The organism is Proteus mirabilis ATCC 29906 (assembly GCF_000160755.1).
Taxonomy (GTDB): Bacteria; Pseudomonadota; Gammaproteobacteria; order Enterobacterales; family Enterobacteriaceae; genus Proteus; species Proteus mirabilis.
Window position 1 is genome coordinate 97,266 of sequence record NZ_GG668578.1, and the last position, 9,275, is coordinate 106,540.

Here is a 9,275-nt window from a genome sequence, read left to right on the forward strand (position 1 = left end):
TGACGAGATTATGGGCGTTTGCGTCTACCCGTTTATCCGTTTCCGCTAGCTGTGCTTTATCCGCTTTATCTTGATTTAATCTGCTAATCGATTGAGTATTCTCATTCATATCTTGTTGAGTTTTTATTGCAATTTTACTTAATATATCTGCAGTATTAGTTAAATCTCTCGTTTTAAAATCTATATCTTTTATAGCGCTATTATATTCCTTTAATTCCATATTATGTTTATTAATACTTGTGGTATTAATTTCAATTTGCTGATTTGTTTTCTTTAAATTTTCATCTAACTTATTAATACTATCAGCATTTTCACTCACATTTTTATCTGTATTGTTTAAAGAAACCTTATCAGCCTTAACACTATCTATTTTAAATAATTGAGAACCATTTACAGCCTCCTTACTATTCTCAGATAAGGTGCCATCTTTTATATTAAATATTTTATTATTATCTAAACTGATATTATTTTGAAATTTAGAATAACCAGTAAACGTTGTTTCAGTAGACCTTATTGTTATCTTACCACTAGCCATTCCTTTTATTTGGGCTTTTGATGCATCATAACCATATTGTCCTAATCCATCTCCCTCTGAATTTAAAGAAAAACGAGCATCATCATTTGTATTACATATTATTTTTGTAACAGAAGAATAATGTGTTAAATCTTTTTTATAACTCTCAGAGCCTATTGAAGAACCATATGTATCAATATGTTTATTACATAGTTGTAAAGATCCACCCGCATAAATAAATTCAGATGTAAAAGTAATTAGAAAAAAATAATACTTAAAATTGCTCATTAGGTTGTATCCTTTAATTTATAAAAAACAAGAACATTCACCTTGAAGAAATATTTTTATAATAAACTATAAAATATAATAAATTGCTAAATTTATAACATCGATTTCATCATTATCTAGAGCATAAAATATATATTTCCCATATACTATGATTACGTTTATAACGAATGTTATAGTGTTAAATAATAAATATTATTTTTAAAATTACTTTTTCATTTCAGATAGAATAAATTGATAGTTTCTTTCATTATTTATGATGTATATAAACTGTTCATGATCAAACTGATAGATAACTTCATTGAATAAGTGATACCATTGTTTATTTAAAGCAACAAGGACTTTATTAATAAATTCAAAAGTTAAATTAGTCTTTCCATTTTCACAACGAGATATCTGCTGTTGACTCATATTTAATTTCTCACCTAATACTAAAGCCGACATCCCCATTTCTTTCCGTGTTTTTCTAATGTAAGCGCCGATACGACTATTTAGTTCATTATACACGACATACATAATCTTCACCTACATGAGCCATTAAAGAACGAGTGTTTCTTATAGTAGAAATATAAAGTTTATTATGAATTATGTAAAATCGTTATTTAAAATTAAAAAGATAAATTTACTCTTATAATTCCTATTAAAAATAGTTCCCACTCCCCATAAAAAACAAAATAACAATGAAATACAATAAGTTAAAAAAAAACACTCTTTCACACATTTACATTTAGTTACAATTTGATACATATGAAAAATAAAAACACAACCAAATGTTAAATCAATGTTTTATTTGACAACAAAAATTAAACAAAATATCTCTTAATTTAAGTATATTTACTATAAGTGATAATTTTCAATAAAAAAAATACTCACCATAGGAGTATTTTTTATACATACACTCAGATTATATGATTAAATTTTATTTTCTATAAATAAAAAACATCAAATAACTATCTATAATATTATGTCAAAAAATTTTTTAGATATAGTTCTCCTTATTGTTTATCAAATAATATATGCTAAAAATAGCACCTCATTCTTACTTATATTATAAGTAAATAAAGAGTATAATAATTTATTTAATATCCATTTAAAAAATATTTAAATTTAATAAATAGTATACAAGTAATAGCTTGATAACAGGTCATAACTGCTTCTATGATAGTTATGACCTCAAAAATTATTACCGCTCTTGTAATGCCTGCTTCATTCTTGTTATAGGTTTGATCAAATATTGGAAAACCGTTTTCTCACCTGTTTTAATATCAACACTGGCGATCATACCCGGAATAACAGGAAGCTCTTTTCCATTTTTATCCGTAAGATGACTACTTTGAGTTGTGACCAATACGCGATAAAAAGCTTCATCTTGATTAAGTTTTAAATCACTAGGTCTTTTTTGATCATGCAATGTATCTGGGCTTACCAAAGTCACGACGCCTTCTAACCCACCATAAATCGCATAATCATAAGCAGTCAATTTTACTAATGCAGGCATACCAGCACGTACATAGGCCACATCTCGAGGACTAATATAAGCTTCAACTAATAACTGATCTTCTAAAGGAACAATTTCCATTATATCCTGCCCTGCTGAAATTACTCCACCAACTGTATTAATACGGATATTTTTCACAATACCTCTTAATGGTGCACGTATTAAAGCACGTTCAACAGGATCAGCTCGCCCTGCCATATTTTCCCTTGCTTGAGCTAATTCCGCTTCTGTTTTAACTAATTCAGCCCCAGCTTCAGTTAAATATTTATTTTTCTTTTCATCTATTTGTAATTGAATATCGGCTGATTGCCTCTCCATTCTTAATAATTCCACAGCAGACATTGCACCTTGTGCAACTATTGGCTTAGTGATAGAAATTTCTCGGTCTAACAATGCTTTACTTTGTTGTAAATTGTCTATTCCTGATTTCAATGCGTCTTTACGTATCTTGTATACTGTTGTTTCACGAGTTACTAATTCTGTTGATAAACCTTCTGGAAAGCTAAGCTCAGTAGAATAAGCCTCCGCTTTAAGTCGTGCTCGTATTGCTTCTAGATTAGCAACTTTTGCTTCACTTTCTCTTAAGATAGCCGATGTTCGAGTATCATCTAGCGTTAATAATACTTGACCTTTTTCAACTATATCCCCTTCTTTAACTTGCATACTTTTTAATATGCCAGCATCCAATGTTTGGATTATCTGCTCGCGACTGCTAGGAATAATACTGCCTTGACCACGAGTTACCTCTTCAAGATTACTATTCCATGCCCAAATAACGAAAATAACCATAAAGATCAGCAATATTGTGATCATCATAAAACTTTTATGATGTTTTTCATTCTGAAGTGCTGCATGCAAGTCATTTAGAAGTGCTAAGTCCTTATTAGAAAGAACCTCTTTAGTATGACTTGAAGGCATCAGGTGTTTTTTATTTAGTTCATTCATTTCACATTCCCAATCTTACTTATCTATTTTGGTTTTTGAGTGAGCAGTTATTTGTTTTTCTGTTTCATTTTTAGCTAACTGCTGTAAAACCGCATCTCTGGGACCATCCATCACAACTTTACCGTTATCAACAACAATTATTCGATTGACAATACTCAGTACCTGAGGTCGATGAGTAACAACCAATAATGTCTTTGAGCGACACCATGCTGAAATGGCATTTAATGCCTGAATTTCTGAATATTGATCAAGCCCCGTTGTTGGTTCATCAAGTAAAACAATTTTGGGATTTCTCAACGTCATTCTAGCCAAAGCAACAATTTGTTTTTGTCCACCAGAAAGACCTAACCCATTTTCTCCCAAGGACATATCTAATCCCCTAGGATGTTTTTTAATAACTTTATCCAAACCAAACCGCTTCAGTGCCACAATCAAATCTTGATCACTAGAGAAGCCATCCATACGGGCTAAATCAAGATTTTCTCTTAAACTACCTAAAAATAACCTTGGCTCTTGTTCTAATAACAAAATCTGATTACGCAAATAATGAGGATCTATTTGGCGAATATCGACATCATCTAGTGTGATACTCCCTTGCTCTGCGGGATATAACCCAGCTGCTAATTTTAAAGTCGTTGATTTACCACTGCCAATACGCCCAAGTATTCCAACTTTTTCACCTGGCTTTATTTCAAATGATAAATTTTTCACTACACTGCTACTATCTTGGTTATAAGCAAATGAAACATTTTGGAATTTTATATTTCCATTTATTTGTTTTAACGTAATATATTTCCTAGCTGGTTCACGTTCTGATGGTCGCTCAACAATGCCATTAACACCTTTTAATGCGACCCAAGCCTGTTGAAAGCGCACGGCTAACCCCGCAATCTGTCCTAATGGTGATAACGCTCTACCAGATAAAATAACCGTTGCGATTAACGCCCCCATTGTAATTTTACTTGCAGGATCATCGCTATGAATCAAATAAGTACCAATAATAACTAAAAATATCGTATTTAACTGTTGCATCATTACTGCAAAATAAATAACAAAATTACTGATGTTTTTAACTTTCATTGATGAAGATGCTGTTTTTGCTGTGTAATAATCCCAACGCTTTTGCGCCCAATTCATGGCATTATTCGTTTTTAATGTTTCTATGCCTTCAATCGCTTCTACAGCTAATCCTTGCCTTTGAGATGATTCCTTCATCGATTCATTAATATATTTGGATAAAGGGATCTGAGCTAAAAGTCCGACAATAATAACCAATGGAATTATCGTAAGTGGCACAAAAGCTAAATAGCCTCCAACAAGCGCAATTACAGATACAAATAAAATTAAAAAAGGCATATCAACTAATGTTAATAAACTCGCGCTCGTCATAAAATCACGGACAGATTCAAAATCTCGTAAATTATTAACATAGGAGCCAGATGATATAGGTTTTTCTTGTAACTTAAGATTTGTGACCTTTCTAAATAAAGCAGAACTGATAATTAAATCAGCTTTCTTACCAGCAATATCAGTTAACCGGCCTCGGAGCATTTTAGCTGTAAATTCAAATAATATTGCAATAATTACCCCGATACTTAAAACCCAGAGTGTTTGATATGACTTATTAGGTATTACTCTGTCATAAACATTCATGACATATAATGAACTAACAAGTGCCAAAAAATTAATAACAAAAGTAGCGAGAATGATTTGATAGTAATACTTTTTAAAGCGCCATATAACTTTAAAAAACCATGCTTTAGGCATCGTATATTCAGGCAATTCTGAACGAACATCTTCTGTAATACGTGGCTTAATGAACCAGCAATAACCTAAATATTTTTCACTTAATTCAGATTGTGTTAACCATATAGATAAACCATCTACTTGCTGAATTTTATATTTACGTTGTCCAGTTTCATCAAATGAAACTTCGGTTAAAACAGCACCCTCTTCATTTTTTAATAATAATAATACTGGCATAGCTAGAGAGGGAATATCATCTAATAATCGTTGTGATAATGTATTTTCAAATCCTTCACTTTTCAGATATTCAACCAGTGATGAAAAATCAATTCCCATATTTGTAGTACGGATTGTATGTGCAGTCAGTGTAGCCACAGATAAATGTGTGCCTAATAACTGGGTTGTAAGAGAAAGACCTTCTATGATCAATTTCATAACTACAATATTTACCTTAATTTATTAGTGAGTGTGTGAATTAAGTGCCCAGTGCGAAAGTTTTCCTTGTGCATACAAATAATCAAGCATCCCGTACCTAAGATCACTCAATGTCGTGGCATAAGATAATTCAACATCAGATAACTCTTTTTCTGCATTCAAAACATCTAACAAAGAACGGCGTGCAACATTAAATTGCAATTGATAAAAATCGACTACTTTTGTCGATGATAAAATTTGTGCATCTAATATCTTCAATTTTTGAGTACTTTTTTGGATATTAATTACTGATAAACGTCTTGCTTCTTCAATATCTCTAATCACTCTCTCCATTCTCTGTTGTGCCGCGTTTAACTGACTTACTTTTTCATCAATAGAATATAATGATGAAAAATTAATAATGTCCCATGTCACATCAATGCCTATCTGACGATCATCTTTAGTTATATTTCCAGTTAAATTAATTCTTGGTAATTGTTTTTTATTTTCTACTTTAACGCCCATTTTTTTAGCATCGATATCAGCCTGACTCACGAGATAAGCTGGATTTTGATTATTATTTTCCGCAGTGAATTCGCTATACATATCACTGACCGTCATTCCATCAAAAGGATTGACAAGATCGCTTTCACCAACGGGGAAACCCGTATATTTTGATAACGTACTTAACGTTGTCATTAATTCTTTTTCATAATAGTTAATATCTTGTTCTACTAATATTTTTCTTGCTTCTGCCTGAACATATTCAGAAACACGCCCTTCATCATTACGGGCTATCACATTTAATTCAGATATAATCTTATTATGTCTATCTAAACTTTTTTTCTTTACCGCAATAGATTCTTTAGCTAGCAATGCTTTTAAATATAGATCTGATATGGTGTAAGCGACATTTTCTTTCGTTTCGCTATATTTAAATTGATAATAGAGTTGTTCTTTTTCATTACGTTCAACATCATTTTCTATTCCACCGAAAGAATAGATATTTAATTCACCTCTTAATCCTGGAATAAAACTATTATTATCATAGTCGCTTTTATCTCTATGATATTGTCCTAATAATTTATTTCCAGTTACGCTTATTACGGGAAAATGTTGAGCTCTAGTCTGATTAACTTTTGCAACGGCTATATCTATATCAGCTTTAGCTTCTAATAACTCAGGCGCATTATTTAATGAATTATTTAATATATACTTTAAAGAGTTTGCATGTGAATTAAATAATACACCTCCTAAAATAACAAACGTTATTATTTTGAGTTTATTTATAGAAAACACAGATATTACCTCTAATAAGAAAATATAATCTAAATATAAAAGTTTTATGATTAGATAATAAGGCTGCCCGAAAGAGCAGCCTTAGATTTAATTACAACAGATAATTAAATAACGCCTCCATTATCGATAATATTATTATCAATATAGACATTAGCACCACTTGCACTGCTATAAAGAGTGTAAGTATGTTCAGTACCATCTAATGCGGTTGCTTTTGTTGTAGTGGCAGTAGCTGTAAATGTACCTAAACCTCCAGCACCATCGGCACCTAAATCCACCTTATCATTAGCATCACCGGAAATATAAATCGTTGAATTTGCATTCATTCCCAACACATCAGATGCGGTTAACTTAATAGTCTGAGAGCTATTGTCCACTTTCAACTCACTGTTAACCGTCATATCGACTTTTTCGAAATTAGCAATACCTTCATCAGTCTTAGTGGCCATATTTACCGTAATCGTACCTGATAAGACTAAAGTATCAGTTCCCTCTCCCCCATTAATATATCCCTGATTACCTATAGGTGAAGGATCATAATCTTTTGTCAAAATCACAGTATCATCGCCAGCACCCGCATCAACTGTCAGATTTTTACCAATTGTGCCTAATTTTATGGTGTCATTGCCATCTTCACCATTCACTAATGTCGCGCTAACAGAATCCCCCATAACACCAGCAGTAGCATCAAACACATCATCTCCTGCCCCTAGTGAAATAGTTGTGTTATACGCACCTTCAGTGACAGTAACCGTATCATTGCCATCCCCCATAGAAACAGTGGCACCACCATAAATCCACCCAGCAGTTAGAGTGTCTGTATTATCACCAACAGAAACATTACCAGTCAGATTTTTAGTGATAGTGATATTATCACTACCATATCCACCTAAAATTTCACCGGAGACAGAACCATAAATAGTGACAGTATTAACATCTGTGACCGCATCAATGTTATTGTCATTACCTAAACTTAAATTACTGCCATCCTGATAAACAGAAAGATACTCATTTGGCATATTTGACTTATCTTGAGTACCACTACCCAGATCTAATAAACCGGACAATTCGGTATTATTTTGATCATTGGCATCACCTTGAGTAAAGGTATCACTACCTGAGCCAAGATAGATTTGACCAGCATTGGTTACCCCTGTACGTTTAATCGTAACGGTATCATTACCAGATTCCATAAAGAGATAACTACCAGCATACATAGAACGTAACGCTGTATTCATGCCGTCCATAGTAAAGGTATCATTACCTTCACCAGCATAGACTCGTGTATTGGTTAACATATTACCGCGGATCACCATCAGGTCATCACCAGCACCTAAATCAACAGTTGTAATACTTTGATTACCATCTGTTTTTGTACCATCAGGTCCATTATCCTGCGAGTTAGCAAGATTGCTGTATGATGAAGTTTCGCTACCATCCTGATAATAACCAACATAAATCGTATCATTGTAATCTGTCGTTAGCTTAGGATCCTTTTTACCGCTATCAACTCCGATGGTATATCCAAAGTCCCCATTTTCAGCCACTGATGAGGATAATGAATACTTCAGTGTAAAATCGCCGTCCAGATTACGTAATGAAATAGGGTTGCCATCATAAATAACCCCTGTAGCAGAAGCACCTGCATTATTTACTGTATCAGTTACAGCGGTAGCGTTATTAGATGTTCCCGTAATGGTTGCAACAACTTTCTCCATACCTTCAGCATTAAATGCATTTTGGTTAGCTTCCATTGTTGGATCAACTATAAATGAAACACTCTTAGATCCAGCAGGAATAACAACCGTTACTGTTGAAGCTCCATCATAGGTTACTTTACCTGTGTCCCCATGTAGGGCGATTTTCCCATCATGCTGAGAGCCTGCAAGCGTTGAATAATCCGGCGCACTTGCATGACCAGCATCATTTGTTAAGGTTATGGTTACGGTCACATCCTGTGCTGCAACATAATCTAGAGCAACGGTATATACTAATCCGGTAGTATCATCCTTGTCCTCTATTGTTGCAGGAACTTCTGTTATTTCACCCGAAACAGAAGCATCAGCACTAATCTTATCTCCATTGTCATTTACTGATGTTGTATCAACACTAATACTCACTGTCGGTAGCACATCTGTTTTGGACGTTGCTGTTGCTGGAGCACTTTCATTACCGCTTGGATCTTTAGCTATTGCGGTTACTTCACTGTTATCTTTTACATTATCAGATGGAATAGCGGTGTTATTGCCCTGACTGTCTGGGATCAAATTAGGATCACTAGATGTCCAACCATTATCCCCTTTCTCCATTGTTACAGTCTGTTTATCCCCTTTTTCATCTTCAAAGGTAATTTCTACCGTATCGCCTTTGTTGGCATCCCCTGGCAGTTCAACAGAAACAGAGCCATTATCCTCAGCATTTAATACAGGGGTAGATGGGGCAACGGTATCTACAGTGAAGTCCGTTGCTTTACCTTCACCACTCGTGTTACCTGCGGGATCTGTAATTTCTGCTTTAACAGAATAATTACCATCCGGAGTTGCTTTATCTGCAGGGATAGTCACATCGGCTTTA

5 protein-coding genes and 1 pseudogene are annotated in these 9,275 nt (G+C 33.5%); all 6 read right to left on the reverse strand.

Going from position 1 to position 9,275, the window contains the following annotated elements; all coding sequences use genetic code 11:
* A pseudogene (locus HMPREF0693_RS19150) lies at positions 1-802 on the reverse strand (methyl-accepting chemotaxis protein); the annotation flags it as partial.
* A 204-nt stretch (positions 803-1,006) separates the two neighbouring features.
* Positions 1,007-1,315 carry a helix-turn-helix domain-containing protein gene (locus tag HMPREF0693_RS08620; RefSeq protein WP_004244863.1) on the reverse strand — a complete coding sequence of 103 codons (309 nt, stop codon included), beginning with the start codon at positions 1,313-1,315 and terminating at the stop codon, positions 1,007-1,009.
* Between the two features lie 667 nt (positions 1,316-1,982).
* Complete coding sequence (locus HMPREF0693_RS08625; RefSeq protein WP_001985443.1) at positions 1,983-3,242, reverse strand: HlyD family type I secretion periplasmic adaptor subunit; 1,260 nt, start codon at positions 3,240-3,242, stop codon at positions 1,983-1,985.
* Positions 3,243-3,257: 15 nt separating this feature from the next.
* Entirely contained in the window at positions 3,258-5,423 is a 2,166-nt protein-coding gene (locus tag HMPREF0693_RS08630) for a type I secretion system permease/ATPase (RefSeq protein ID WP_004244865.1), read from the reverse strand.
* 24 nt (positions 5,424-5,447) lie between these two features.
* Positions 5,448-6,701 carry a TolC family protein gene (locus tag HMPREF0693_RS08635; RefSeq protein ID WP_001985440.1) on the reverse strand — a complete coding sequence of 418 codons (1,254 nt, stop codon included), beginning with the start codon at positions 6,699-6,701 and terminating at the stop codon, positions 5,448-5,450.
* A gap of 104 nt (positions 6,702-6,805) precedes the next feature.
* Positions 6,806-9,275, reverse strand: a 2,470-nt coding sequence (locus HMPREF0693_RS08640; protein ID WP_004244867.1) for a beta strand repeat-containing protein, incomplete at its 5' end; no start/stop codon positions are given.

Excerpts from the sequence above, each read along its gene's own strand:
- HMPREF0693_RS08620 (WP_004244863.1), bottom strand. The coding sequence starts at position 1,315 with ATGTATGTCGTGTATAATGAACTAAATAGTCGTATCGGCGCTTACATT.
- HMPREF0693_RS08625 (WP_001985443.1), bottom strand. The coding sequence starts at position 3,242 with ATGAATGAACTAAATAAAAAACACCTGATGCCTTCAAGTCATACTAAA.
- HMPREF0693_RS08630 (WP_004244865.1), bottom strand. The coding sequence starts at position 5,423 with ATGAAATTGATCATAGAAGGTCTTTCTCTTACAACCCAGTTATTAGGC.